The following is a 25,139-nucleotide window of genomic DNA, read 5'->3' on the forward strand; positions in this document are numbered from 1 at the left end:
ACGTGTCTGCCAGCCACGACCAGCCGAGCGGTGCCGAGGAGGAGCGGGTGAGCCTCTGGGGAGGTCGTTTCGCCGGCGGTCCGGCCGACGCGCTCGCCGCGCTCTCCAAGTCCACCCACTTCGACTGGCGACTCGCGCCCTATGACATCGCCGGGTCGCGGGCACATGCGCGCGTGCTGCACCGAGCAGGTCTCCTCGACGACGCGACTCTCGCGTCGATGCTCGAGGGTCTGCAACGTCTGCTGGCCGACGTCGGCGACGGCTCGTTCGCGCCGGCTCCGGACGACGAGGATGTGCACACCGCCCTCGAACGCGGTCTGATCGAGAGGGTCGGACCCGACGTGGGCGGTCGGCTGCGTGCCGGGCGCTCGCGCAACGACCAGGTCGCCACGTTGTTCCGGATGTACCTACGTGAGCACGCGCGTGTCGTTGCGGCGTTGGTCCTGGACGTCGTCGACTCGCTGGTCGCACAAGCAGATCAGCACCTCGGCGTGGCGATGCCGGGGCGGACTCACCTGCAGCACGCGCAGCCCGTCCTCTTGTCTCACCATCTCCTGGCCCACGCGTGGGCGCTCCTACGCGATGTCGACCGGTGGGTGGACTGGGACAGTCGCGCTGACGAATCTCCTTACGGATCAGGCGCACTCGCTGGGTCGTCCCTGGGCCTCGACCCAGTTGCCGTCGCCACCGACCTCGGCTTCACCCGTGCCACCTGGAACTCCATCGACGGGACGGCATCACGGGACTTCGTGGCCGAGTTCGCTTTCGTCTCAGCGATGGCCGCGGTCGACATCTCGCGCTTCGCCGAGGAGGTCGTCCTCTGGGCGACCAAGGAGTTCTCGTTCGTGACGCTCGATGACTCCTACTCCACCGGGTCGAGCATCATGCCGCAGAAGAAGAACCCTGACGTGGCGGAGCTCGCGCGTGGCAAAGCCGGCCGGTTGGTCGGCGACCTGACCGGTCTCCTCACCACGCTGAAGGCCCTGCCCCTGGCCTACAACCGTGACCTGCAGGAGGACAAGGAGCCGGTCTTCGACGCGGTGGACACGCTCGAGGTCCTCCTTCCAGCCTTCTCCGGCATGGTCGCGACGCTCACGTTTCACCCAGAGCGGCTCGAATCCCTTGCGCCACAAGGGTTCTCGTTGGCAACTGACATCGCTGAGTGGCTCGTGCGACAAGGCGTGGCGTTCCGGATCGCGCACGAGGTCGCCGGCGCGTGCGTCCGTGCCTGCGAAGAGCGGGAGATCGAGCTCTGGGACCTGTCCGACGACGAACTCGCCGCGATCAGTGAGCACCTGACTCCTCAGGTACGCGAGGTCCTCACCGTCCCGGGTTCTCTCGCCTCGCGGTCGTCGCAGGGAGGCACGGCGCCGGATCGAGTGCGCGAGCAGCTCGAGCGGGTCCGCCAGGAGTCGGCGAAGCACCGCTCCTGGACTGCGCACTCGGTTCTCCCGCGCGCCTGAGACCGCGGAGCAGGCGACAGGATGACGAGGCTCAGCGAGGAGTTCTTCGACCGGCCCGTCCTGCAGATCGCGCCGGAGCTGCTTGGCTGCGTGGTGACCCACGCCGGCGTCAGCGTCCGGCTCACCGAGGTGGAGGCGTACGACGGTGCCAACGATCCCGGCTCCCACGCCTTCCGTGGTCGCACGCCCCGCAACGCGAGCATGTTCGGGCCGGCAGGCACGCTCTACGTCTACTTCACCTACGGCATGCACTTCTGCTGCAACATCGGGTGCGGTCCGGAGGGCATCGCCAGCGCAGTGCTGCTGAGGGCGGGCGAGGTCATGGCCGGCCACGACCTCGCGCGGCAGCGTCGCGGTCGCTCGACCGACCGCGACCTGGCCCGCGGGCCGGCGCGTCTCGCACAGGCCATGGCCCTCGGCCGCGATCAGGATGGGCTGTATACGCCGGACCCGGACTGTGCGATGTCCGTCGAGCCGCGCAGTCAGCAGGGCCGTCCGGCTGTTCGCACTGGACCCCGTGTGGGCCTCAGCGGACCGGGCGGGAACGGCGCGACCTACCCGTGGCGGTTCTGGCTGGACGGGGAGACGAGCGTGTCGGCGTACCGCCCGGCGAAACCGCGTCGTCCTCGGGCGACCTGATACGGCAGGCTGGGCCCTGTCAGTCGATGCAGCAGGTATCGGCGGCAGGCGAAGGGAACGAGCGATCGTGGACGACCTCATCGACGAGCTGCAGTGGCGTGGCTTGGTGGCGCAGACCACCGACGAGTCAGCGCTGCGCAAGGCACTCGCCGACGGGCCGATCACGGTGTATTGCGGGTTCGACCCGACCGCGCCGTCCCTCCACTTCGGCAACCTCGTCCAGCTGATCCTGCTGCGGCACCTCCAACGGGTGGGGCACCGCGTGCTCTGCCTGGTCGGCGGTTCGACGGGCCTGATCGGCGACCCGAGGCCGAGCTCTGAGCGCGTGCTCAAGACCAAGGAGCAGACTGCCGAGTGGGTCGCCCAGATCCAGCGTCAGGTCCAGCCGTTCCTCGACTTCGAGGGCGACAACCCGGCACAGATGGTCAACAACCTCGACTGGACCGAGGGGATCTCGGCGCTGGACTTCCTGCGTGACTACGGCAAGCACTTCCGGGTCAACGCCATGATCAAGAAGGATGCTGTCGCCGCACGCCTCAACAGCGAGCAGGGCATCAGCTACACCGAGTTCAGCTACCAGATCCTGCAGGGCCTGGACTACCTGCACCTGTTCCGCGAGTTCGGCTGCACGCTGCAGACCGGAGCGGTTGACCAGTGGGGCAACATCCTCGCCGGGGCCGACCTGATCCGCAGTGCTGAGGGCGCCCACGTCCATGTCTTGACGACTCCCTTGATCACGGATGCCAACGGGGTCAAGTACGGCAAGTCCGAGGGCAACGCGATCTGGCTGGATCGCGACATGACGACGCCGTACGCCTTCTTCCAGTACTGGGTCAACATCGAGGACGCAGAGGTGATCCGGATGCTCAAGGTCATGACCGACCTGGGGCCGGCCGAGATCGCCGACCTCGAGAAGCAGGTGGCCGAGGAGCCCTTCAGACGTGAGGCGCAGCGGACGCTGGCGCGCTCCGTGACGACGCTGGTCCACGGTGAGGAGGCGACCACCGCGGTCGAGGCGGCCTCGGCCGCACTGTTCGGCAAGGGTGATGTCACTGCTCTCGACCAGAGAACTCTCATCGACGCGACGGCAGAGCTGCCCGGGGGAGTCCTGGAGCCCGGCGCGACGATCGTGGATGCCTTGGTCGCCACGGGCGTTGCAGACAGCCGAAACGCCGCGCGTCGACTGGTGGGAGACGGTGGCGTGTCGATCAACAACGCCAAGGTGGCCGACCCTGAGCAGACCCTGTCCGACGAGGACTTCCTGCATGGTCAGGTCGTCCTCATCAAGCGCGGTCGCAAGCACCTCGCGGCGGGCCGACGGCCCTCGTGACGGCCGCCCCTGACGTCGATTTGGCGTCTGGGCGCAGGTCATCTAATGTTTCCCATGTCGCCGCAAGGAGGCACGGACAGCCGGGACACTCGGTTGGCCGGTCCGGCGGAGACACCCACTTCTCAACTCGGTAGACGTCAGTCTGTCGTATGAGTACAGTGGACCTCCGCTCCTAAGCGGCTCCCAACACCCTCTTCAGAGGCGGACCTGGTCCGAGTTGGTGAGAGGCAGGAGCGGTGGTAAGTTAGAGAAGTTGCCCCGGAGTCCTACAGCGCAAGCTGAGGCCAATGGAGTGCGGTTGTTTCTTGAGAACTCAACAGCGTGTCGAATGATTGATGCCAAGTTTGTTTGTTTTTGGTTGATTTTGAACTCTTGTTCATTTTCTGCCGGGTTTTGAGTTTTCTACGGAGAGTTTGATCCTGGCTCAGGACGAACGCTGGCGGCGTGCTTAACACATGCAAGTCGAACGATGAAGGACCAGCTTGCTGGTTTGGATTAGTGGCGAACGGGTGAGTAACACGTGAGTAACCTGCCTTCCACTCTGGGATAAGCCTGAGAAATTGGGTCTAATACTGGATATGACTGATCCTCGCATGGGGGTTGGTGGAAAGATTTTTCGGTGGAAGATGGGCTCGCGGACTATCAGCTTGTTGGTGGGGTAGTGGCCTACCAAGGCTTTGACGGTTAGCCGGCCTGAGAGGGCGACCGGCCACACTGGGACTGAGACACGGCCCAGACTCCTACGGGAGGCAGCAGTGGGGAATATTGCACAATGGGCGAAAGCCTGATGCAGCGACGCCGCGTGCGGGATGACGGCCTTCGGGTTGTAAACCGCTTTCGCCAGGGACGAAGCTTTTGTGACGGTACCTGGAGAAGAAGCACCGGCTAACTACGTGCCAGCAGCCGCGGTAATACGTAGGGTGCGAGCGTTGTCCGGAATTATTGGGCGTAAAGAGCTTGTAGGCGGTTTGTCGCGTCTGCTGTGAAAGCCCGGGGCTTAACTCCGGGTCTGCAGTGGGTACGGGCAGACTAGAGTGTGGTAGGGGAGACTGGAATTCCTGGTGTAGCGGTGAAATGCGCAGATATCAGGAGGAACACCGATGGCGAAGGCAGGTCTCTGGGCCACTACTGACGCTGAGAAGCGAAAGCATGGGGAGCGAACAGGATTAGATACCCTGGTAGTCCATGCCGTAAACGTTGGGAACTAGGTGTGGGCCTCATTCCACGAGGTCCGTGCCGTAGCTAACGCATTAAGTTCCCCGCCTGGGGAGTACGGCCGCAAGGCTAAAACTCAAAGGAATTGACGGGGGCCCGCACAAGCGGCGGAGCATGCGGATTAATTCGATGCAACGCGAAGAACCTTACCAAGGCTTGACATACACCGGAATCATGCAGAGATGTGTGAGTCTTCGGACTGGTGTACAGGTGGTGCATGGTTGTCGTCAGCTCGTGTCGTGAGATGTTGGGTTAAGTCCCGCAACGAGCGCAACCCTCGTTCCATGTTGCCAGCACGTAATGGTGGGGACTCATGGGAGACTGCCGGGGTCAACTCGGAGGAAGGTGGGGATGACGTCAAATCATCATGCCCCTTATGTCTTGGGCTTCACGCATGCTACAATGGCCGGTACAGAGGGTTGCGAGACCGCGAGGTGGAGCGAATCCCTTAAAACTGGTCTCAGTTCGGATTGGGGTCTGCAACTCGACCCCATGAAGTCGGAGTCGCTAGTAATCGCAGATCAGCAACGCTGCGGTGAATACGTTCCCGGGCCTTGTACACACCGCCCGTCAAGTCACGAAAGTCGGTAACACCCGAAGCCGGTGGCCTAACCCTTGTGGGAGGAGCCGTCGAAGGTGGGACTGGCGATTGGGACTAAGTCGTAACAAGGTAGCCGTACCGGAAGGTGCGGCTGGATCACCTCCTTTCTAAGGAGCTGCTAAGCCCTTCATGGCCACCGAGTGTGTGGTCTGGGGTGATGCTCATATGGGTGGATCATCAATCATGGTGCTGTGGGTGTTCGTCGCGCCGGCGTGAGTACGACCTGTGTGCCCCTCTTGGGGGTGTGTGGGTGTGGAAAGTGTTGGTGTGGTGGGGCTTGGAGTGTCGACACGTTGTTGGGTCCTGAGGGAACAACCGGGCCGTCCTGTTTTTTGGGGTGGTGGTTGTTGCTTCTGTGTGTGACGGGCTCATCGGTGCTCCTGCTGTTGTGGGGGTGTGGGTGGGTTTTCCGTGTGTTGTTTGAGAATTGCATAGTGGACGCGAGCATCTTTGTGGCCAAGTTTTTAAGGGCGTACGGTGGATGTCTTGGCACCAGGAACCGATGAAGGACGTAGGAATCTGCGATAAGCCTCGGGAAGTCGATAACCAGACTGTGATCCGAGGATTTCCGAATGGGGAAACCCGGCGAGAGTCATATCTCGTCACCCGCACCTGAATATATAGGGTGCGTGGAGGGAACGTGGGGAAGTGAAACATCTCAGTACCCACAGGAAGAGAAAACAACAGTGATTCCGTGAGTAGTGGCGAGCGAAAGCGGATGAGGCTAAACCTGTTTCGTGTGATACCTGTCAGGGGTTGCGGAGCAGGGGTTGTGGGACTCGTTGGTTGACGCTGACACGTTGACAAAGAGTAAGAAATGACAGGCGTAGGTGAAGCAGCTTGAATGCTGCGGCGTAGAGGGTGGTACCCCCGTAACCGAAACGTTTGTGACTCTTGATGAGTATCCCAAGTAGCACGGGGCTCGAGGAATCCCGTGTGAATCTGGCAGGACCACCTGCTAAGCCTAAATATTCCCTGGTGACCGATAGCGGACTAGTACCGTGAGGGAAAGATGAAAAGTACCCCGGGAGGGGAGTGAAATAGTACCTGAAACCGTGCGCTTACAATCCGTCAGAGCCCCCCTGGTTGGGGTGATGGCGTGCCTTTTGAAGAATGAGCCTGCGAGTTAGTGCTCAGTGGCGAGGTTAACCCGTGTGGGGAAGCCGTAGCGAAAGCGAGTCCGAATAGGGCGTTTGAGTCGCTGGGTCTAGACCCGAAGCGGAGTGATCTACCCATGGCCAGGTTGAAGCGCCGGTAAGACGGCGTGGAGGACCGAACCCACTTAGGTTGAAAACTGAGGGGATGAGCTGTGGGTAGGGGTGAAAGGCCAATCAAACTCCGTGATAGCTGGTTCTCCCCGAAATGCATTTAGGTGCAGCGTCACGTGTTTCTTGCCGGAGGTAGAGCTACTGGATGGCTGATGGGCCTCACCAGGTTACTGACGTCAGCCAAACTCCGAATGCCGGTAAGTGAGAGCGTGGCAGTGAGACTGCGGGGGATAAGCTTCGTAGTCGAGAGGGAAACAGCCCAGATCACCAGCTAAGGTCCCTAAGCGTGTGCTAAGTGGAAAAGGATGTGGAGTTGCTGTGACAACCAGGAGGTTGGCTTAGAAGCAGCCACCCTTTAAAGAGTGCGTAATAGCTCACTGGTCAAGTGATTCCGCGCCGACAATGTAGCGGGGCTCAAGCACACCACCGAAGCTGTGGCAATGACACATTACCCTAGGTTTTCCTCAGGGGTGTTGTTGGGTAGGGGAGCGTCGTGTAGCGGGTGAAGCAGCGGGGTGACCTAGTTGTGGACGCTACACGAGTGAGAATGCAGGCATGAGTAGCGAATGAGGAGTGAGAAACTCCTCCGCCGAATAACCAAGGTTTCCAGGGTCAAGCTCATCTGCCCTGGGTAAGTCGGGACCTAAGGCGAGGCCGACAGGCGTAGTCGATGGACATCCGGTTGATATTCCGGAACCGGCGAAGAACCGCCCATATCGAATCAGGGGATGCTAACCACCTGAAACCAGCTTTACTTTCACCTTCGGGTGAAAGGTTGCTGGCGGAGCGTGGGACCCGATCTTGTAGTAGGTAAGCAATGGAGTGACGCAGGAAGGTAGCCTCCGCGTGGCGATGGTTGTCCACGTCTAAGAGTGTAGGGAGTGAGGTAGGCAAATCCGCCTCACACATATCCTGAGACTTGATAGTGACCACGTAATGTGGGAAGCAGGGTGATCCTATGCTGCCGAGAAAAACTTCTAGCGAGGTTCGAGCCGCCCGTACCCCAAACCGACTCAGGTGGTTAGGTAGAGAATACCAAGGCGATCGAGTGAATCGTGGTTAAGGAACTCGGCAAAATGCCCCCGTAACTTCGGGAGAAGGGGGGCCCAGACCCTGAAGCCTTTACTGGCTAGGGGAAAGGGCCGCAGAGACCAGGGAGAAGCGACTGTTTACTAAAAACACAGGTCCGTGCGAAGAAGCAATTCGATGTATACGGACTGACGCCTGCCCGGTGCTGGAACGTTAAGGGGACCGGTTAGCCTCACGGCGAAGCTGAGAACTTAAGCGCCAGTAAACGGCGGTGGTAACTATAACCATCCTAAGGTAGCGAAATTCCTTGTCGGGTAAGTTCCGACCTGCACGAATGGCGTAACGACTTCTCCACTGTCTCAACCACGAACTCGGCGAAATTGCACTACGAGTAAAGATGCTCGTTACGCGCAGCAGGACGGAAAGACCCCGGGACCTTTACTACAGCTTGGTATTGGTGTTCGGTACGGCTTGTGTAGGATAGGTGGGAGACTTTGAAGCATTAGCGCCAGCTAGTGTGGAGTCAACGTTGAAATACCACTCTGGTCGTTCTGGGCTCCTAACTTCGGACCATGATCTGGTTCAGGGACAGTGCCTGGTGGGTAGTTTAACTGGGGCGGTTGCCTCCTAAAAGGTAACGGAGGCGCCCAAAGGTTCCCTCAGCCTGGTTGGCAATCAGGTTTCGAGTGTAAGTGCACAAGGGAGCTTGACTGCGAGACAGACATGTCGAGCAGGGACGAAAGTCGGGACTAGTGACCCGACGGTGGCTTGTGGAAGCGCCGTCGCTCAACGGATAAAAGGTACCCCGGGGATAACAGGCTGATCTTGCCCAAGAGCTCATATCGACGGCATGGTTTGGCACCTCGATGTCGGCTCGTCGCATCCTGGGGCTGGAGTAGGTCCCAAGGGTTGGGCTGTTCGCCCATTAAAGCGGTACGCGAGCTGGGTTTAGAACGTCGTGAGACAGTTCGGTCCCTATCCGCTGTGCGCGTAGGAAGCTTGAGAAGACCTGTCCCTAGTACGAGAGGACCGGGATGGACGAACCTCTGGTGTGTCAGTTGTTCTGCCAAGAGCACCGCTGATTAGCTACGTTCGGAAGTGATAACCGCTGAAAGCATCTAAGCGGGAAGCACGCTTCAAGATGAGGCTTCCATGCCCCTTGTGGGTGAGAGGCTCCCAGCTAGACGACTGGGTTGATAGGCCGGACGTGGAAGCACAGTAATGTGCGGAGCTGACCGGTACTAATAAGCCGATAACTTGATACACGAAGATGCTACGCGTCCACTATGCAACTCTGGAACAACACACAACCGTTCCACACCCCCTTTGACAGGTCCAGTCTCAGACCGGACCACGTCAGAGGGAAACTAACTGAACAGGTTGCGTGACCTTGCGTTCCACAAGGTTACGGCGGTCATAGCGAAGCGGGAAACGCCCGGACACATTCCGAACCCGGAAGCTAAGCCCTTCAGCGCCGATGGTACTGCACTGGTGACGGTGTGGGAGAGTAGGACACCGCCGGACAAACACACCCAAGGAAGGCCAGCACACACGTGCTGGCCTTCCTTGCGTTACGGCACGATGAGGGGCACAGTGCAGATGGCCCCCGTGGCAGAACCGAACTTATCCATAGCGTTGCCGGCTGGCCGGCGCAGAATCGAGTAGACGTGGCCGACGAGAAGCCGTCAGACGAGGGTTCGCCGTCGCGCGACCAGGAGCGTCAGGCCCGCTCGAGTCGGTGGGCCCGTCCGAGTGGTGCTGCCGATAAGGAACGCCCGACGTCGGAGCCGAAGGCTGAGCGTGATCGCTCGAACGAGGCCCGGCCCCCGGAGCGTGGTGAGCGTGGCCCCGATAGGCGAGGACAGGACGACGGCGCAGGGCGCCAGGGCGGGAGCTCCGAGGGCCAGCGGGACCGCGGGCGACCCGGTCGATCTGACGATCGGCGCGATGAGAGGTCTCGCGGGCGTGAGTCCGGAGCCGACCGGAGGCCGCAGGGCGATGGGCGAGGGCGCGGCTCGGGCGGCGGTCAACCGTCCGGCCGTGGCGAGCGCGACGATCGTTCGGGCGGCCGCTCGTACGGACGAGATGATCGTGGTGCGGGGCGCCAGTCCGGCGGTCGAGGCCGTGACAGCGAAGGCTATCGAGGCGACCGGGACCGGAACGCCGCGCCGCGGCGCTCGGGTCCGGACAGTGGCAGTCGCTCTAGCAGCACCTTCTCCGGGGATCGTGGTCGGAGCGCACCCCGAGGCGTTGCTGGGGGCCGGGACGATCGAGGACCCCGGTACGACGACCGCAGGACTGATCGGTCAGATGGTCCCACTCGCGGTCCACGCAGCTGGGATCGGCGGCGTGAGTCCGATGACAGCACCGCCCCGAGGCGCCGTGAGCCGGAGATTCCAGAAGGCATCACGGGCAAGGAACTTGACCGCAGCGTCTGGCAGCAGCTGCGCACTCTGACCAAGGAGAACGCCGAAGGTGTGGCGCAGCACCTCGCCGCCGCGGCGATGCTGCTGGATGAGGACGAAGAGCTTGCCCTCGACCATGCGCAGCATGCAGTGCGCCGCGCAGGACGGGTCCCGGCAGCGCGTGAGGCTCTGGGCCTCGTCCTTTATCGACGTGGTGAGTTCAGCGAGGCGCTGCGTGAGTTCCGGACGGCTCGACGACTGTCCGGGTCGAATCACCTGCTGCCGTACATGGTCGATTGTGAGCGTGGCCTCGGTCGTCCTGAGCGGGCGCTCGAGCTCGCTGCCTCAGCCGAGGCAAAGGGCTTGGCTGAGGCCGACAACATCGAGCTGGCCATCGTCGTCTCAGGTGTTCGACGTGACCTGGAGCAGTACGACGCAGCAGTGATGGGTCTGAGGATTCCCGCTCTGACGCGAGCCTCGGGACAGGCATGGTCTGCGCGACTGTTCTATGCCTATGCCGACGCTTTGCTGGCAACGGGCGATGAACAGGGTGCTCACGAGTGGTTCAGCAAGGCCCTTTCTGCAGATGCCAACGGCGAGACCGACGCCGCAGAGCGCCTCGCCGATCTCGAGGGACTCGTGGTCGAAGATCTGCTTGAGGAGGACGAGGTGGACGGCTCGTCCTCCACATCCCCAGATGTGCCCGGCGACGGTCCCCAGCGCTGAATCACGTTCTGTCTGCACACTTCTCGAGTTGGCAGTCTGGCCTCCTTAGCGACAGGAGGCAGCATGCCGACAGCACCAACGACGCCAGTGGCGTCCGTAAACGAGGTCAGACTGGTGGGACGGGTCAGCGGAGATCCGCAGACACGCGTCCTCCCGAGTGAGGACGAGCTAGTCACGTTCAGACTCGTCGTGGATCGCCCGACCGAGAAACGCAAGCCAAAGCCCGTCGTCGGGCGGACACCCAGTGTGGACACGTTTGACATCGCGTGCTGGTCGGCGACTACGCGCCGTCGGGCGGGTCTGCTGGTGCCGGGCGACGTCGTGGAGGTCAACGGATCACTGCGGCGGCGATTCTGGAAGGCCGGTGCGGGAGCTGTCAGTCGATGCGAGGTGGAGGCCACCACGATCGCGCGACTACGTCGTGCAGCATCGGCATGAGGCGCCCCGGCGAACGGGCCCACGCGTCATCTCCGACAATGTCTCGGGTGAGCCAACCATCGTTGAAACTGCAAGACGACACCTCGCTGCTTGACCAGTTCGCAGGCCTCATCTGCGATCTGGACGGTGTGGTCTACGAAGGTCCGACGGCGATCTCGGAGGCCATCCCCTCATTGCGCGAAGCGCGCGATCGTGGGCGCGGTGTCGTCTACGCGACCAACAACGCGTCGCGAGCACCGCAAGAAGTCGCGGATCACCTCAGGTCGCTCGGCTTGGATGCGATGCCTGATGACGTGATCACCAGCTCCGTCGCCGGCGCGGATGCTCTCGCTCACTCATTCGAGCCAGGAAGCCGGGTGCTCGCTGTCGGTGGCCAGGGAGTCAGCCACGCGCTGGCCGCTGCGGGTCTGACGCCAGTGCCGGCTCGCCTTGTACGCGCCGGGTCGGCTGTAGACGGAGAGTCCCGCGCCTCGGTGGTCGCAGTGCTCCAGGGCTACGGCCCGGACGTGACCGCTGCCGACCTCGCGGAGGCGGCCTTTGCCATCCATGGCGGTGCGCGATGGGTTGCGACCAATACTGACCGGACGTTGCCTACCGAACGAGGAACGGCGCCGGGCAACGGGACCCTGGTGGCAGCGGTGAGCGCTGCCGTCCGGTCAGAGCCAGAGGTCGTAGGCAAGCCAGGCCCGGCGATGTACGAGCTGGCGGCACGTCGGCTCGGCGCCGAGCCGAGGCGGCTGCTGGGGATCGGTGACCGGCTCGAGACAGATATTGCCGGCGCTCACGCTGCGGGGATGCCGGCCATGCTGGTGCTCACCGGCGTTCATGGCCCGGAGGATCTGATCGTGGCCGAGAGGACCACGCGTCCCGAGTACGTCGGTGCGGACCTGCGTACGTTGCACGAGATCTATCGGGTGCCGAGCCTCACTGACGCGGGAGCCGTGTGTGGGGAGGCCACCGTGCGGGTCGGTGGCGCCGATGACTCGGCCGTCGGCGGGCAGCCGGTCAGCGAGTCGGCTGTCCTACAGGTCACGGGTGGGTCGACCGACGAACAGCTTCGGGCAGCACTGCTTCTCCTGTGGTCCCTGATCGATGCGGGCGACCTGACGCCGGACACCGCTGTTGGACTCTGGCGCAGTAGCGTGGGCTGACAAACCAAGCCGTTGGTGCCGACGCCATGCCAGGTTCTGGCCGCAGCGACGACCATGTTCGCAGGGACTGAGGAGACGTCATGAGTTTGGACAATGTCCGCGCCGCACTACAGCTGCTGTCCGGCGCCGGCGAAGTCACGCGTGCCAAGGCGTTGGATGCCGCCAACAGCTTGCTGTCGGCTCCGGCCCAGCTCCCGGGAGCGCGCGGCACGACCGAGCGAGCAGGTCAGCTGGCGGGTCAGGTGAGCACACTGGCGGACGAACTGGTCGCCGCCGCCGCTGCTAACCAGGAGAACATTCGTGCCCTCGTCCGGCACGAGATCGAAGGACAGCTGCAGAAGGTCGGCCTTGCATCCTCGGGAGAGTTGCAGTCCGCGCGAGCGGAGATCGACAGACTGAAGAGCGAGGTCAGCAACCTGCGTCGCGGGCTTGCGAAGTCGGGGCCCGGACCGAGCGATGAAGCGCCGGTCGCTCGAAAGCGCCCGACTCGCAAGGCTATTGCTGACCGTTCGGCGTCGAACCCGTCTTCTCCGTCGGCGCCGAAGGCTGCTGGCGAAGCATCTGGAACGCCTGCCGCGGGACCTGGTGCGAAGAAGGTGCCGGCCAAGAAGGTTGTGAAGAAAGTTCCCGCAAAGGCACCGGCGGCCACGTCCGCCCAGTCGCCGGGGGCTGCGGCGAAGGCAGCAAGTCCAGGTGCGCCGGCGAAGAAGGCACCGGTCAAGAAGGCAGTGAAAAAGGCGCTGGGCGGGCCGACCAAGAAGAGCACCGGCGGCACGACGACCCCCGTCACTGGCGTAGAGAGCACGAGCTGACGTGACGGACCAGCACACGAGCGAATTCGCTGCGAGCACGGCGCAGGAGGACATGCTGCCGGACGCTCAAGAGGGCCCTGTCCGCGGCGATGACGAGGACAACGAGCGCGGCGTCAACGACCGCGTCGACAGCAACGACTTCGACAGCAACGACTTCGGCAGCGACGACGGAGACAGCGACGACGGAGGCAGCGAGGACAGCTACGGGGTCGACGACAACACGTATGTAGAGACCCCTGTCGCCCGCGATGCGACGCCCGACCCGACTCAGGAGTTTGTGCAGGTCCAGCGTCCCGAACGCCTGGCCACCGGCGACGCCGCGGTCGAGGCATCACTTGATGACCTGGATGCTGCGGACGGACGGACACTCCAGGACCAGATCGACGCCGCAACCGAGACGCACCGCACCCTGCAGAGCCGGTTGTCGGACCTGAACGACTGAGGGGTCCGTGATCGACAGCACCAGCGACCAGTGTGAGATGACGTGACAACGCCCGTGCCCACCGATCCGGTGTCCTCGTCTGCCAGGGTCGACGTCGCACTGGTCAATCGCGGCCTGGTGCGGTCGCGCGCCCAGGCTCGTGAGCAGATCGATGCTGGCAACGTCACGATCGACGGTGACATCGTCCGGAAGCCATCGGTTCGGGTCAGCGCCGAGCAGGTGATCGCCGTGACAGGTGAGCGCGACCCCTGGGTCGGTCGGGCGGCGTACAAGCTGCTGGCTGCGCTGGAAGCCTTCGGCCCACGCGGTCTCGATGTCGCGGGCGCCCGCTGTGTGGATGTCGGCGCATCGACTGGCGGGTTCACGCAGGTGCTGCTGCACTGTGGGGCGGCGCACGTGGTGGCTCTCGATGTCGGCCGTGACCAGCTTGCGCGCGAGATCGCGAGTGATCCACGGGTGCAAGAGATTTCGGGCACCAGCGTTCGTGGTGTGACAAGCGCGCAGGTGGCTCCCGGCGATGTCGTCGTCGCTGACCTCAGCTTCATCTCCCTCAGTCTGGTCATGGCCGACATCGCCGCGCTGACGCGGCCGTCGGGTCACGTGGTCGTGCTCGTCAAGCCACAGTTCGAGGTGGGCCGCGAAGCCCTCGCAAGGGACGGAGTGGTGCGCTCCGGCGAGCTGCGTGCACGGGCGGTCGAGGGAGTCCTGACCGCGGCGCGTACCTCGGACCTGTCGCCGCACGGTCTGCTGGTCAGTCCGGTGGTTGGGGGCACGGGCAATCAGGAGTACCTGTTGTGGCTGCGCTTCGGTGAGGCAGGCATGATGACGGCAATGGATCTCACACAGCAGCTGGCACAGATCTCGGGGAGGTCCGGCCGGTGACCCGTCGCATCGTGCTGGTCGGACACCCGCGGCGGCCAGAGGCGATCCAGGTGGCCGCTGCCCTGGTCCGCGGACTGGCAGACCACGGCATCCAGGTCGATGGCGATGAGGAAGAGCTCGCCGCCTTCGGGCTGCTCAAGGAACCCAACATCGTGGTGGCCGCGCACGGGGCTCCGGCGCCCGGCACCGAGCTCGTGGTCGTCCTGGGCGGCGACGGCACGATTCTGCGCGCGGCGGAGACGGTGCGCGACACCGGCGTACCCCTGCTCGGCATCAACCTCGGCCACGTCGGGTTCCTTGCCGAGGCAGAGCCCGAGGATGTCCACGCCACCGTGTCAGGAATCGCCGATCGCGCATGGACGGTCGAGGAGCGGCAGACGCTCGAGGTCACCGCACGAGTCGACGGCACCGTGGTGTGCGAGGGCTGGGCGCTCAACGAGGCCACCGTCGAGAAGGCGGCGCGCGAGCGCATGCTCGAGCTCGTGGTCGAGATCGATGGCCGTCCGCTCTCGACGTGGGGCTGCGACGGCGTCGTGGTGTCGACGCCGACCGGTTCGACGGCGTACGCGTTCTCGGCCGGGGGACCGGTCGTGTGGCCCGGCGTAGAAGCTCTGCTGCTCGTGCCCATCTCTGCACACGCTCTGTTCGCCCGGCCGCTGGTCCTCGGACCGCAGGCTCAGCTGGCCATTGAGCTGGTGCCTTCGTCCGATGGCCGCGGCGTGCTCTGGTTCGATGGTCGACGTTCCTTCGACCTACCTCCGGGTGCCCGGATCGAAGTACGTCGCAGCGACCGCTCCGTGCACCTGGCGCGGCTGACCGATGCGCCGTTCACCGACCGGCTCGTCGCCAAGTTCGACCTGCCCGTCGAGGGCTGGCGCGGACGGAACCGTCGCTGACGGCCTGCCCGTCACCGATCGTTACTACAGTGACCGCCGTGCTGCGTGAGATCAGGATCCGAGAGCTGGGTGTCATTGACGACGCCGTGCTCGAGCTGTCCGACGGCCTCAACGTCGTCACAGGCGAGACGGGCGCCGGTAAGACCATGGTCGTGTCCGGGCTGGGCCTGCTGCTGGGTGAGCGGGCCGATGCCGGTCGGGTTCGGGCGGGAGCAGACCAGGCCCTCGTGGAAGGCGTCATCGAGGTCACGGCAGACCATCCTGCGGCTATCCGGGCCGCTGAAGCCGGCGCTGACGTGACCGACGGCCTGATCATGGCCCGTTCAGTCTCGGCTACCGGACGGTCCCGCGCCTACATCGGTGGCCGGTCGGCGCCTGTTGGCCTGCTGAGCGAGATCGGTCAGGACCTCGTCGCGGTGCATGGACAGGCTGACCAGTGGCGTCTGCAGCGACCCGAGCAGCACCGTCTGGTCCTCGACGGCTACGCCGGGGAACCGGTGGCCGTCGCAGTCAAGGAGTATGCCGAGCTGTATGACGCGCTGCAGTCCGCGCGCGCCGAGCTCGACTCCCTCACGGTGGCTCACCGGGAGCGGGTGCAGCGACTGGACTCGCTGACCGTGGCGCTGGAGGAGATCGAGAGGGTCGACCCCCAACCCGGCGAGGAGAGCGCCCTGGCCACGGAGGCGGAGCGGCTCAGCCATGCCGACTCGCTGCGGGCGGGCGCCCAGGACGCGCAGGTCGCCCTGATGGGCAACGAGGATCAGGTCGATGACGCGGCGTCAACCGTGGTCGACCTGGTGTCGCATGCCCGGGCCGCTCTGGCGTCATTGACCGAGCACGACCCCGCGGTGGCGGCCTTGGACGGCCGGTTGCGCGAGCTCGCCGTGCTGACAGCGGACCTCGGTGGCGACCTGGCGTCCTACATCGCCGATGTCGATGTCGAGCCGGGGCGCCTGGACGAGGTCAACGCCCGGCGCGCTGCCGTCACCACCCTGATGCGCAAGTACGGCGACTCGGTCGATGAGGTGCTGGCATGGGGCCAGAGCGCGGCAGCGGAGGCAGCTGACCTGGCGGGCACGGACGACAGGATCGAGGCGCTGCAGGCGCAGGTCGGCGATCTTGAGCCACGGCTTGCCGCCTCCGCGCACACGCTCAGCCAGGCGCGCCAGGAGGCGGCGACAACGCTGGGGGAGCGGGTCAGCGACGAGCTCACCCACCTCGCGATGGGCTCGGCGCACGTCGAGGTGGTCGTTCGCCAGCATGAGGCGGAGGACGGGCTGAGGCTGCCTGACGGTCGTACGGTCCGGCTGGCGGGCCACGGTGTCGATGAGGTGGAGATTCTGCTGGCCGCCAACAAGGGCGCGACGCCGCGCACGGTCGCCAAGGCTGCCAGCGGAGGTGAGCTGTCGCGGGTGATGCTCGCGCTGGAGGTGGTCACCGCATCGGGAGATCTGCCGACGTTCGTCTTCGACGAGGTCGATGCAGGCGTCGGAGGCGCAGCCGCTCTCGATGTGGGAGCCCGGCTCAAGGCGCTTTCGGAGCACGCCCAGGTGATCGTCGTGACGCACCTTGCCCAGGTGGCGGCGTACGCCGACCGGCACCTCGTCGTACACAAGGAGGATGACGGCCAGATCACCTCCAGCGGGGTGACGGCCGTCAAGGGCGCGGCGCGTGAGGCTGAGCTGGCGCGGATGCTCGGCGGTGTGAGTGACAGCAAGGCGGCTCTGCGTCATGCGCGCGAGCTGTTGAAGTCCACCGGTTCATGACCGGCCCGGCACGGCTGGGCACGGCGCCTGACCTGCGTTGTTGCATGGCACGATGGTCCCGATGAGGATTCCCCTGCGTCGGCGCGTCAGCCCGGAGCCCGCCGGTGTCGGTGGCCCTGTGCGTGTCGACGCGCGCACCAAGAACCTCACCAAGCGCCTGCGTCCGGGTGACATCGCCGTGATCAACCACCGTGACATCGACCAGGTGAGTGCTGACGCCCTCGTGGCCTGTCGTCCCAGTGCCGTGGTGAACGCGGCGGAGTCGATCAGCGGCCGCTACCCCAACCTCGGTCCCGCCATCCTCGTCGAAGCGGGCATCCCGTTGATCGATCAGGTCGGCGAGGACGTCATGGACGCGGTGTCCGACGGTGAGTCCGGCCGGATCAACGGCGGTGACCTCCTCGTGGGCGACACGGTTGTTGGTTCGGGCATCGCGCTGGACCATGACGCCATCGAGACTGCACTCGAGGAGGCCCGAGCGGGGCTCTCGGAGCAGATGGAGGCGTTCGCCGCCAACACGATGGAGTACCTGCGCGAGGAGCGCGACCTGCTGCTCGACGGCGTCGGTCTGCCCGACATCCGCACGGTGATGGAAGGGCGCCCCGTGCTCGTGGTCGTCCGTGGCTACCACTACAAGGACGACCTGCAGATCCTGCGACCGTTCATCCGGGACTTCAAACCGGTGCTGATCGGTGTCGACGGTGGAGCAGATGCGCTGGTCGAGGTCGGGCTCAAGCCGACGATGATCGTCGGCGATATGGACTCGGTGAGCGACAGCACGCTGCGGTGCGGCGCGGAGGTCGTGGTGCACGCTTACCGCGACGGGCGAGCACCCGGCCTGGAGAGGGTCGAGCAGCTCGGCATCAAGGACGCCGTGGTCTTTCCGGCCACCGGCACGAGCGAGGACATCGCGATGCTCCTCGCTGACGACAAGGGAGCCGACGTGATCGTGGCCGTCGGAACTCACGCGACACTCGTGGAGTTCCTCGACAAGGGCCGGGCCGGTATGGCCAGCACCTTCCTCACCCGCCTCCGGGTCGGCAGCAAGCTGGTCGATGCCAAGGGCGTCAGTCGTCTCTACCGGACCTCCGTGCCGACCTGGATGCTCGTCATGCTGGTCATCTCCGGTTTCCTTGCGCTCCTGGTCGCCCTGGCGACCACGCCAGCGGGTGACACGATGTTCCAGCTGCTGGGCACCCGGTGGGACGAGTTCTGGTCGTGGCTGACGGGGGCCTTCGAATGATCGACTTCCGCTACCACGTGGTGTCGATCGTGGCCGTCTTTCTCGCCCTCGCGGTCGGCATCGTCATCGGAGCGACCACGCTGCGCGACGAGGTCGCCGGGGGTCTGAACCAGCAGGTCAAGGATCAGCGCCGCGAGATGAACACCCTGCGGGACCAGAGCAATGCCGCCAAGAAGGCGATCGGCCGTCAGGACCAGTACGCCGAGTCCGTGGCGCCGAGGGTGCTCCCCGGTCAGCTGGCGACTCGCCCGGTCGCTGTTCTGGTCCTGCCGGGTGTCGATGACGGACTCCTCGACACCACCCGCGACAGCCTGCGCACGGCAGGGGCGACGGTGACGACCACGCTGAAGCTCGACGAGAGCTGGGCCTCGGGTGACAACGCCGACCGCAACACCTACCTCGGTGCGGCGGCACGAGACCTCGGCCTGGACAGCGCCTCGATTCCCAAGAATCGCCTGGCCGGCCAGGTGCTCATCGAGTCGGTGGCGCACAAGGGCTCCAGTGGTCAGCAGGACGAGGCAGCATCACGGGTGCTCGGCCAGCTCAAGGACAGGGACCTGGCGTCCGCTGAGCCGGCCAAGCCCGTACAGGCCGGATCCGTGATCGTGATCTGGCCCGGGATGGACGGCAAGAGCAGCGACAAGAACAGTGCCGTGAAGGCGTGGACGGACGTGATCACCGCTGTGGGTCTTTCGGGACGGCCCGTGGTCGGCGTCTCGGCGGGCCCCATCGAGGACGACCTGACGACTCCGGATGCCCTGGTCACCGCGCTTCGGAAGAGCCCAGAAGTGACCGGCGCGATGAGCACCGTCGACGACGGTGGCCGTGCCATCGGCCAGGCCGCGTTGGTGCTCGCCCTCCGCGAGGAGTTCAACGGTCAGGCTGGTCAGTTCGGACTCGCCAACGACGCCACGACGGTCACGCCGAGTCTGACGGAGGGCGAGTGAACCGATTCGTCGCCGCCGGCATCGCTGCCGGCGCCACTCGCCTCGCGCTGCCTCTCCTCCGACAGGCCCAACCCGGAGGACGCGAGCGCTGGGACCGCACCAACCACGCGGGCCGGACGGTCTCGTTGCTCGAGGGTCCTGCCGTCGTCCTGGGCGCTGCCACCACTGCCCTCGGATCGCCTGCGGCAGGGTTGTCCGCTTTGGCCGCAGGCGCGCTCGGGGTCGTGGATGACCTGGCAGGTGACACCGATCGGAAGGGCCTCAAGGGGCACCTGAGCGCGCTGGCGCAGGGCGATGTCACCACCGGGGCCGTCAAGATCCTCGGACTTGGTGCGACCGGTGCCGTCGCTGCTGCGACGATCGATCGAGGTCGATGGTCACCCTCGACCATCGCGGCTGCCGGTCTCGTCGCCGGCACCGCCAACCTGCTCAATCTCTTCGACCTGCGTCCTGGGCGTGCGCTGAAGGTCTCGCTGCTGCTCGGCGTGCCGACCGCGATCTCTGGGTCAGCCCCGGCGGCCGGTCTGGTCGGAGCAAGCATCGCCGCGCTACCGGAGGACCTGCGCGGCGAGACCATGATGGGCGACACGGGCGCCAACGCGCTGGGTGCCCTGGCCGGCGTAGCACTCGCGGAGCGTCTGCCCGGCGCGGGGCGGTGGGTCGCTCTGGGTGCGGTCGTCGGGCTCACCATGGCATCCGAACGGGTCAGCTTCTCCGCGGTGATCGCGCGGACTCCCGTTCTTGCGCAGATCGACGCCTGGGGCCGGCCACGCACATGAGCTCCAGAGCAGGCCGCGCGTCAGGACTTGCTGCCGCGGCCGGACTCATCGCCATCACCACCCTCGTCGCGCGAGTGGTCGGGTTCGGCCGGTGGATCGCCTTCTCCGGCTCGGTCGGCAGCACCTGCGTGGGCGAGGTCTATGCGACAGCCAATCTGCTGCCCAACGTGCTCTTCGAGGTGGCCGCGGGTGGCGCCCTGGCAGCGGTGGCGGTGCCCTTGGTCGCCGGTGCGCTCGCTCGTAACCGCCGAGCGGAGGCGGACCAGGTCGCCTCGGCCCTGCTGACCTGGGCGATGACGGTCCTGGTGCCACTGGCCGTCCTGCTGGCGGTTGCGGCGCGTCCGATCGCGACCTGGCTGCTCGGTGACTCCTCCGGGCGCGGGTGCGCACAGCAGGGGAGGACCGACCTCGCCGTCACCATGCTGCTCGTCTTTGCACCACAGATCCCGCTCTACGGCATCGGCATCCTGCTCGCAGGTGTGCTCCAGGCGCATCACCGGTTCTTGGCCGCCGCGGTCGCGCCCTTGCTGTCGAGTCTGGTGGTGATCGGGTCCTATCTCTTGTACGGCCACCTCGCCCACGGCGCGGGCGGGGTGCCGGAGCGCCTCAGCGGTGGGGCCGTGGCCGCGCTGTCCGGCGGTACGACGCTCGGTGTCGTCGCGCTGAGCCTGCCCCTCTTGATTCCCTTGCGCCGAGCGGGTGTTCGGCTGCGTCCGACGTGGAGCTTCCCGTCGGGAGCAGGCCGCCGGGCGGTTCACCTCGCCGGCGCCGGCGTCCTCGCGCTGGTGGCGCAGCAGGTCGCTGTGCTGGCCACTGTGACGGTGAGCAACCACCGCGGTGGCACGGGCACCCTCAACGTCTACAACTATGTCCAGGCCCTCTACCTGCTGCCGTACGCCGTGCTGGCCGTGCCCATCGCGACGGCGGCGTTCCCGAGCCTCGTCGGCAGCGACGACGCTTCGCGACGGACCAGCGTCCAGGTCCTGGCGTCCTCGCTCCGCGGTGTGATCGTGGCCGGAGCGCTCGGCGCGGGACTCCTCGCCGCGACGGCCATGCCGGCGAGCCGATTCTTCGAGCGGATCGATGCCAGCCGCGGCGGCGTCGCCGGCTCGTCGGTCCCCGCGATGGAGCCGGCGCTGATCGCCTATGCCGGGGGACTGGTCGGCTTCTCGGTCATCGCACTTCTGCTTCGGGCGCTGTACGTCCAGGGCCGGCCGTGGCAGGGCGGCCTCGCGGTGGCAGGTGGCTGGCTGATCGCGGCCGTCCTACCGCCGCTCCTCGTCACCGATCACGCTGGGTCACGATCAGCCCTGATCACCCTCGGCTGGTCCAGCACCGCGGGCATGACGGCGGGTGCCGTCGCTCTGGCGGTACTGGTCGCTCGGGCGTGGGGTCCGCAGGTCCTGCGGTACGCCGCACGCACGGCCGCCGCGGCCGTGCTTGCCGGCATCGGTGGCGCTGCTGTCGGAGCGCTCTCTGTCGCCTGGGCTGATCCGAGCAGCGTCCTGACCGCGGTACTTGCCGGGCTGCTGGCGGCCGGCGTAGCGCTCGCCGTCTTCGTAGCCCTGCTCGCCATCTGTGACCCGGCCAGCATGGTGCTGCTGCGCGGGCGACTTGGCCGGGCACCCCGCAGCAACAGCCAGGAGTTGGCTTCATGACGTCGCGTCGAGTACTGCTGGTCGTCGGCCTGGTGGCGGGCGGAGCGGGGCGGCACGTCCACGAGCTCTGCTCGGGACTGCTGGCGCGTGGACATCGAGTCACGATCGCCTGCCCGCCCGAGGTCGACGACCGTTATGGGTTCTCCAGATCGGGTGCGCAGGTCGTCGAGGTCGGTATCGCGGACCGGCCGCACCCGGTCTCCGATGCGCGCACGATGCGGACGCTGCGATCTGCGGTCCATGAGCACGACCTGGTCCACGCCCACGGGTTGCGCGCCGGCGCCATGGCCTGCCTGTCGACACGGCTCGTGCCGGTCATCGTGACTCTGCACAATGCCGCGCCAACTGGTCCGAGTCGGGTCATCTTTCAAGCTCTCGAGCGGGTGGTGAGCAGCCGGGCGGCATCGGTGCTTGCGGTGTCGACCGACCTGGTCGAGCGGATGTCCGCCCTGGGCGCGGCCAACGTACGACTTGCCGTGGTGGCCGCGCCCTCCTTGCCACCGACCACTCGGCCGACCCAGGACGTACGCCGTGAGCTCGGCGATCCGGGGTGTCTCGCCCTGGTGGTCGGGAGACTCGCGCCTCAGAAGGACCTCGACCTGCTGCTGGACGCGCTTCCTCTGGTGGATGACCGCGCCGCGCTGACGGTCGCGGTGGCGGGCGACGGGCCGCTGCACGACCACCTGGCGCTCCGGGTCCAGGAGGAATCTCTCTCCGTCCTCATGCTGGGCCATCGCAGCGATGTGCCTGACCTGCTGCGGGCCGCCGATCTGGTGGTGTCGAGTGCACGGTGGGAGGGCCAGCCTGTGTGGCTGCAGGAAGCGCTGTTCGCGGGCCGGCCGATCGTGGCCACCGATGTGGGCGGGACTCGTGACGTGGTCGGCTCCGCAGCGGTGCTGGTGCGGCCCGGCGATCCCGTGGCCCTGGCAGCAGCCATCTCAACCGTGTCGTGCGACGCGTCCTACCGCGAATCTCTTGGCCAGCAAGCCATCTCGCGATCGGAAGACCTGCCGAGCCGTGACCAGGCGGTCGATGCGGCCCTCATGGTCTATCGCGATGTCCTGAGCAACACCCCGTGACCAGGCTGGACGAAGGGCGCTCGGCATAACGTAGACTGAGAGCCCGTGGTGGAGCAGACGAAGCACATCTTTGTGACCGGAGGCGTTGCCTCTTCGCTCGGCAAGGGGCTCACAGCCTCCAGCCTCGGACAACTTCTAAGAGCGCGCGGCTTGCGCGTGACGATGCAAAAGCTGGATCCCTATCTGAATGTGGATCCGGGCACGATGAACCCCTTCCAGCATGGCGAGGTCTTCGTCACCGAGGACGGCGCCGAGACTGATCTCGACATCGGGCACTACGAGCGCTTCCTGGATGTGAACCTCTCCGGCAGCGCCAACGTGACGACCGGCCAGGTCTACAACCAGGTGATCGCCAAGGAGCGCCGCGGCGAGTACCTCGGCGACACGGTCCAGGTGATCCCGCACATCACCAACGAGATCAAGGAACGGATGCGGGCCGAGGCGTCCGTACCCAATCCGCCGGACATCATCATCACCGAGATCGGCGGGACCGTCGGCGACATCGAGAGCCTGCCGTTCCTGGAGGCCGCGCGTCAGGTTCGCCAGGACGTCGGCCGTGACCATGTCTTCTTCCTGCATGTCTCGCTCGTGCCCTACCTCGCACCGAGCGGCGAGCTGAAGACCAAGCCCACCCAGCACTCGGTGGCCGCGCTTCGCCAGGTCGGTATCCAGCCGGATGGGCTCGTGCTGCGGGCCGACCGTGAGATCCCCGAAGGGATCAAGCGCAAGATCTCGCTGATGTGCGATGTCGACACCGAAGCATGTGCCGCCGCGGTCGATGCGCCGTCCATCTACGACATCCCGCGCGTGCTGCACAGCGAAGGCCTGGACGCGTACGTCGTACGCCGCCTCGGTCTGCCCTTCCGTGACGTGAACTGGAAGAAGTGGGACGAGCTGCTGCGTCGGGTCCACGAGCCTGAGCACGAGGTCGAGATCGCCCTGGTCGGCAAGTACATCGATCTGCCCGACGCTTACCTGTCGGTCACAGAGGCGATGCGCGCAGGCGGCTTCCACCACGACGCCAAGGTCAAGATCCGGTGGGTACCCAGCGACGACTGCCAGACCGAGGCAGGCGCCGCCAAGGCACTCGGCGGGGTCGACGCGGTGCTGGTGCCCGGTGGTTTCGGTGTGCGCGGTATCGAGGGCAAGCTCGGCGCGCTGCGCTGGGCGCGGGAGCAGAAGGTGCCAACGCTCGGCATCTGCCTTGGCCTGCAGTGCATGGTGATCGAGTACGCCCGCAATGTCGCCGGCATCAAGGGCGCGTCCTCGACCGAGTTCGACCCTGAGACACCGGCGCCGGTCATCGCCACGATGGAGGAGCAGAAGGCCTTCGTGGAGGGTGCTGGAGACCTGGGCGGCACGATGCGTCTGGGCGGCTATCCCGCTGTCCTGCACAAGGATTCGGTGATCGCGCAGGCGTACGGCGAGACCGAGGTCTCCGAGCGGCACCGCCACCGGTACGAGGTCAACAACGGCTACCGCAAGGATCTCGAGAAGGCCGGTCTGGTCTTCTCCGGCACCTCACCCGACGGCACGCTGGTCGAGTTCGTCGAGCTGGCCCGTGAGGACCATCCTTACTACGTCTCGACGCAGGCGCACCCAGAGTTCCTGTCGCGTCCGCACCGCGCGCATCCGTTGTTCGCGGGTCTCGTGGGAGCTGCGATCGATGCTCAGAAGGCGGCACGTCTGGTCGAGGTGGAACGCCCTCGGCCGGCCGAGACCGTCGCCGCGTCGTGAGCCCGGACTACCTGGCGGACGAGGTCGCTCCTCGGCCGGTGCTGCATCACGAGACCCTTCACAAAGGCGCCATCTGGGACGTCATCCGTGAGCAGGTCGATCTCGGTGACGCAGGAGTCGTGACGCGCGAGTTCATCGATCACCCGGGAGCCGTCGGCTGCGTTGCCCTCGACGAGCAGGGCCAGGTTCTCCTGCTCCAGCAGTACCGGCACCCGACCGGCATCCTCGACTGGGAGCTGCCGGCCGGTCTGCTCGACGTGGAGGGTGAGGCGCCATGGCTCGCCGCCGCGCGTGAGCTGCACGAAGAGGCCGACCTGCGTGCGCAGGACTGGCACGTGCTGGCCGACTGGCAGAACTCACCCGGAGGCTCGACCGAGAACTGGCGCTGCTTCCTGGCCCGTGGGATCTCCGCGGTGCCGCACGACGCGCGGTTCGAGCGAGAGCACGAAGAGGCAGGGATCGTGGTGCGCTGGGTTCCGCTGCAGGAAGCCGTCGACGCTGTGCTTGCGGGACGCCTGCACAACGCGTGCACGGTGGCCGGGGTGCTCGCGGCGCACGCGGCGAGCCAGCAGGGCTGGGCGACCCTGAGGCCCTACGACGCTGCGTGGCCCGAGCACCCGGCGTACCGCTAGG

General features: G+C 65.6%; 19 protein-coding genes and 3 rRNA genes. All 22 read left to right on the top strand.

Annotation, left to right across the window (positions count from 1 at the left end; genetic code table 11):
* The first annotated feature begins 2 nt into the window (after positions 1-2).
* Complete coding sequence (argH, locus tag VV02_RS13640; protein ID WP_425412271.1) at positions 3-1,463, top strand: argininosuccinate lyase; 1,461 nt, start codon at positions 3-5, stop codon at positions 1,461-1,463.
* A gap of 21 nt (positions 1,464-1,484) precedes the next feature.
* Entirely contained in the window at positions 1,485-2,102 is a 618-nt protein-coding gene (locus VV02_RS26830) for a DNA-3-methyladenine glycosylase (protein WP_052592260.1), read from the top strand.
* Between the two features lie 67 nt (positions 2,103-2,169).
* Entirely contained in the window at positions 2,170-3,432 is a 1,263-nt protein-coding gene (gene tyrS / locus VV02_RS13650) for a tyrosine--tRNA ligase (protein ID WP_052592262.1), read from the top strand.
* A 401-nt stretch (positions 3,433-3,833) separates the two neighbouring features.
* Positions 3,834-5,355 (top strand): 16S ribosomal RNA (locus VV02_RS13655).
* Positions 5,356-5,702: 347 nt separating this feature from the next.
* Positions 5,703-8,810, top strand: a 23S ribosomal RNA gene (locus tag VV02_RS13660).
* A gap of 141 nt (positions 8,811-8,951) precedes the next feature.
* Positions 8,952-9,069: ribosomal RNA gene (gene rrf, locus VV02_RS13665) — 5S ribosomal RNA — on the top strand.
* The 16S, 23S and 5S rRNA genes sit together here, the layout of an rRNA operon.
* Before the next feature lie 423 nt (positions 9,070-9,492).
* Entirely contained in the window at positions 9,493-10,002 is a 510-nt protein-coding gene (locus VV02_RS26835; RefSeq protein WP_179945362.1) for a hypothetical protein, read from the top strand.
* 20 nt (positions 10,003-10,022) lie between these two features.
* Entirely contained in the window at positions 10,023-10,676 is a 654-nt protein-coding gene (locus VV02_RS13670) for a hypothetical protein (RefSeq protein WP_083450152.1), read from the top strand.
* A gap of 63 nt (positions 10,677-10,739) precedes the next feature.
* Positions 10,740-11,114: a single-stranded DNA-binding protein gene (locus VV02_RS13675; protein ID WP_052592264.1), complete on the top strand. Its 375-nt coding sequence runs from the start codon at positions 10,740-10,742 to the stop codon at positions 11,112-11,114.
* Positions 11,115-11,161: 47 nt separating this feature from the next.
* Complete coding sequence (locus tag VV02_RS13680) at positions 11,162-12,265, top strand: HAD-IIA family hydrolase (RefSeq protein WP_245633073.1); 1,104 nt, start codon at positions 11,162-11,164, stop codon at positions 12,263-12,265.
* 80 nt (positions 12,266-12,345) lie between these two features.
* Positions 12,346-13,077 (top strand): hypothetical protein, encoded by a 732-nt coding sequence (locus tag VV02_RS13685; protein WP_052592268.1) that lies wholly within the window; start codon positions 12,346-12,348, stop codon positions 13,075-13,077.
* A 1-nt stretch (position 13,078) separates the two neighbouring features.
* Positions 13,079-13,519, top strand: coding sequence for a hypothetical protein (locus tag VV02_RS13690; RefSeq protein ID WP_052592270.1), 441 nt, complete (start codon positions 13,079-13,081; stop codon positions 13,517-13,519).
* A 42-nt stretch (positions 13,520-13,561) separates the two neighbouring features.
* A complete protein-coding gene (locus VV02_RS13695) occupies positions 13,562-14,401 on the top strand; it encodes a TlyA family RNA methyltransferase (protein WP_245633074.1) in 840 nt (279 codons plus the stop codon).
* A complete protein-coding gene (locus VV02_RS13700) occupies positions 14,398-15,297 on the top strand; it encodes an NAD kinase (protein WP_052592272.1) in 900 nt (299 codons plus the stop codon). Before VV02_RS13695 ends, VV02_RS13700 begins: the two co-directional genes overlap by 4 nt.
* Before the next feature lie 38 nt (positions 15,298-15,335).
* Complete coding sequence (recN, locus tag VV02_RS13705; protein ID WP_052596990.1) at positions 15,336-17,063, top strand: DNA repair protein RecN; 1,728 nt, start codon at positions 15,336-15,338, stop codon at positions 17,061-17,063.
* 61 nt (positions 17,064-17,124) lie between these two features.
* Entirely contained in the window at positions 17,125-18,306 is a 1,182-nt protein-coding gene (gene steA, locus VV02_RS13710) for a putative cytokinetic ring protein SteA (protein ID WP_052592274.1), read from the top strand.
* Positions 18,282-19,253, top strand: coding sequence for a copper transporter (locus tag VV02_RS13715; RefSeq protein WP_157063406.1), 972 nt, complete (start codon positions 18,282-18,284; stop codon positions 19,251-19,253). The genes steA and VV02_RS13715 overlap by 25 nt, the downstream gene beginning before the upstream one ends.
* Entirely contained in the window at positions 19,250-20,032 is a 783-nt protein-coding gene (locus tag VV02_RS13720; protein WP_052592280.1) for a hypothetical protein, read from the top strand. The genes VV02_RS13715 and VV02_RS13720 overlap by 4 nt, the downstream gene beginning before the upstream one ends.
* Positions 20,029-21,690: a murein biosynthesis integral membrane protein MurJ gene (gene murJ / locus VV02_RS13725; protein WP_052592283.1), complete on the top strand. Its 1,662-nt coding sequence runs from the start codon at positions 20,029-20,031 to the stop codon at positions 21,688-21,690. The genes VV02_RS13720 and murJ overlap by 4 nt, the downstream gene beginning before the upstream one ends.
* Positions 21,687-22,769, top strand: a complete 1,083-nt coding sequence (locus VV02_RS13730; protein ID WP_052592285.1) for a glycosyltransferase — start codon at positions 21,687-21,689, stop codon at positions 22,767-22,769. The genes murJ and VV02_RS13730 overlap by 4 nt, the downstream gene beginning before the upstream one ends.
* Before the next feature lie 45 nt (positions 22,770-22,814).
* Complete coding sequence (locus tag VV02_RS13735) at positions 22,815-24,506, top strand: CTP synthase (RefSeq protein ID WP_052592287.1); 1,692 nt, start codon at positions 22,815-22,817, stop codon at positions 24,504-24,506.
* Positions 24,503-25,138 (top strand): NUDIX domain-containing protein, encoded by a 636-nt coding sequence (locus tag VV02_RS13740; protein WP_052592288.1) that lies wholly within the window; start codon positions 24,503-24,505, stop codon positions 25,136-25,138. Before VV02_RS13735 ends, VV02_RS13740 begins: the two co-directional genes overlap by 4 nt.
* The last annotated feature ends 1 nt before the right edge of the window (position 25,139 follow it).

Origin of the sequence: Luteipulveratus mongoliensis (assembly GCF_001190945.1) — a bacterium.
Taxonomy (GTDB): domain Bacteria; phylum Actinomycetota; class Actinomycetes; order Actinomycetales; family Dermatophilaceae; genus Luteipulveratus; species Luteipulveratus mongoliensis.